Source organism: Streptosporangium nondiastaticum (assembly GCF_003011965.1).
GTDB lineage: Bacteria > Actinomycetota > Actinomycetes > Streptomycetales > Streptomycetaceae > Streptomyces > Streptomyces nondiastaticus.
This window is the reverse complement of the sequence record NZ_PXWG01000295.1, coordinates 1-1,641: the sequence shown is the minus strand read 5'-3', so window position 1 is coordinate 1,641 and position 1,641 is coordinate 1. Positions and strand designations below refer to the sequence as shown.

General features: G+C 73.3%; 3 protein-coding genes. 1 reads left to right on the top strand and 2 read right to left on the bottom strand.

Features of this window, described 5'->3' with window-relative positions; translation table 11 throughout:
- Positions 1 to 60: 60 nt before the first annotated feature.
- Positions 61 to 597 carry an orotate phosphoribosyltransferase gene (gene pyrE, locus B7P34_RS35850; protein ID WP_223268608.1) on the bottom strand — a complete coding sequence of 179 codons (537 nt, stop codon included), beginning with the start codon at positions 595 to 597 and terminating at the stop codon, positions 61 to 63.
- A gap of 10 nt (positions 598 to 607) precedes the next feature.
- On the bottom strand, positions 608 to 1,426 hold the full coding sequence (locus B7P34_RS35845; RefSeq protein WP_106682275.1) for an aldose epimerase: 819 nt from the start codon (positions 1,424 to 1,426) through the stop codon (positions 608 to 610).
- 24 nt (positions 1,427 to 1,450) lie between these two features.
- Here B7P34_RS35845 and B7P34_RS39155 point away from each other — a divergent pair.
- Positions 1,451 to 1,641: hypothetical protein (locus tag B7P34_RS39155; protein ID WP_223268607.1), on the top strand; the 191-nt coding region annotated here is incomplete at its 3' end.

Sequence of the window (1,641 nt, the reverse complement as noted above, 5' to 3'; positions counted from 1 at the left end):
GGGGCGTGGTTTCACGTGAAACCACGCCCCCTGCGGCGACGCACTTATGAAAAGAGCAGGTCAGGACAGGCCCAGGTCCCCCAGCGAGTAGCCCGTGACGTAGCGCAGGCCCGCGCCCTCGATCGCGGAAGCGGCGCCGCGGTCGACGATCGTCGCGACCGCGACGACCTCCGCGCCCGCCTCGCGCGCCGCCTCGACGGCGGTCAGCGGGGAGCCGCCGGTGGTCGAGGTGTCCTCGACGACCAGGACGCGGCGGCCCTTGATGTCCGGACCCTCGATGCGGCGCTGCATGCCGTGGGTCTTCTGCGCCTTGCGGACGACGAAGGCGTCCAGCTTGCGGCCGCGCGCGGCGGCGGCGTGCAGCATCGACGCGGCCACCGGGTCGGCGCCCAGGGTGAGCCCGCCCACGGCGTCGAAGTCCAGGTCGGCCGTGGCGTCCAGCATCACCTGGCCGACCAGCGGCGCGGCCTCGGCGTCCAGGGTGATCCGGCGCAGGTCGATGTAGTAGTCGGCCTCCTTGCCGGAGGAGAGGGTCACCTTGCCGTGGACCACGGCCTTGTCCTTGATCTGCTGCAGCAGGGCGTCACGGGTGCTCATGCCCATGAGCTTAGGCCAGCGTCCGCCAGGTCCACGTCGTGGAGATCTCCAGCGGGTCGATCGGCGTGACGAGGCGGGGCAGGGTGTTCAGGCCGTTGGGCGGGCCGGACTGCGGCTCGACGCAGACGGCCGCCTCCTGCTCGTCGTAGATCACGACCCACTCGGCGCGGCTGGACACCTTCAGCTCCAGGGCGCCGGGCCAGGTCAGGGTCACGTCGACGCCGTCGGGCATGCCGAAGCAGTCGTCCCAGGGGCCCGGAAGGGGATCGATGCGGCGGCCGGTCGGGATGTGGTCGTCGCCGCGCTCCTCCTGCCAGCCGGGCGTGAAGTCGAGCCGTACGTCCTCGCCGGCTCCGAGGTTGCGCAGGAACCAGGGGTGCCAGCCGGCCTGCGCCGGGAAGGAGTCGCTCGCCGCCTCCACGCCCATGGTGAGCGTGAGGGCGTCCGGGGCCAGTTCGACCAGCTGGGTGACACGGCCGGGGTACGGCCACGGGTCGGCGAGCTCATAGGTGAACGCGGCGGAGGAGTCGTCCGCCCGGACCGTGCGCCACGCCGTGTCCCGGCCGGTGCCGTGGATGGCGTGCGGCGGGTGGTTGACGGGCATCTGGTGCCGCTCGCCGCCGTTGCGGAACTGCCCGAGCTCGATGCGGCCGCACCAGGGCACCATGGGGAAGCAGCCGTACTTGTCGCCCTGGCGCAGGAGTTCGGTCCCGCCGATGCGGAGGCCGGTCAGCCGGCAGCCGTTCACCGGATCCACCGTGGCTTCGGCCTCGCCGGCCTTGAGCCGGACGGTGCGGTCTGTACGTGCGTCACGTGCGTCGTTGGTCACGCACCGAGCCTATGGGGTGACCTGATGGATCGTCGGGGCGCACGCCGGGCGGATTCCGCCCCCCGCACCCGCCCCTTCCAGCAACCGAGCCCCGGGCCCCTCGGCCCCGGACTTGCGCGCCGCCGCCCACCGGCCGGGCCGGGAGTGCTGGGGCCGGCCCGCTACCGGCGGCGGCGCAGCACGCGTCCCACCACGACCGCCGACGCGAGCGCGAC

Excerpts from the sequence above, each read along its gene's own strand:
- pyrE (WP_223268608.1), bottom strand. The coding sequence starts at position 597 with ATGAGCACCCGTGACGCCCTGCTGCAGCAGATCAAGGACAAGGCCGTG.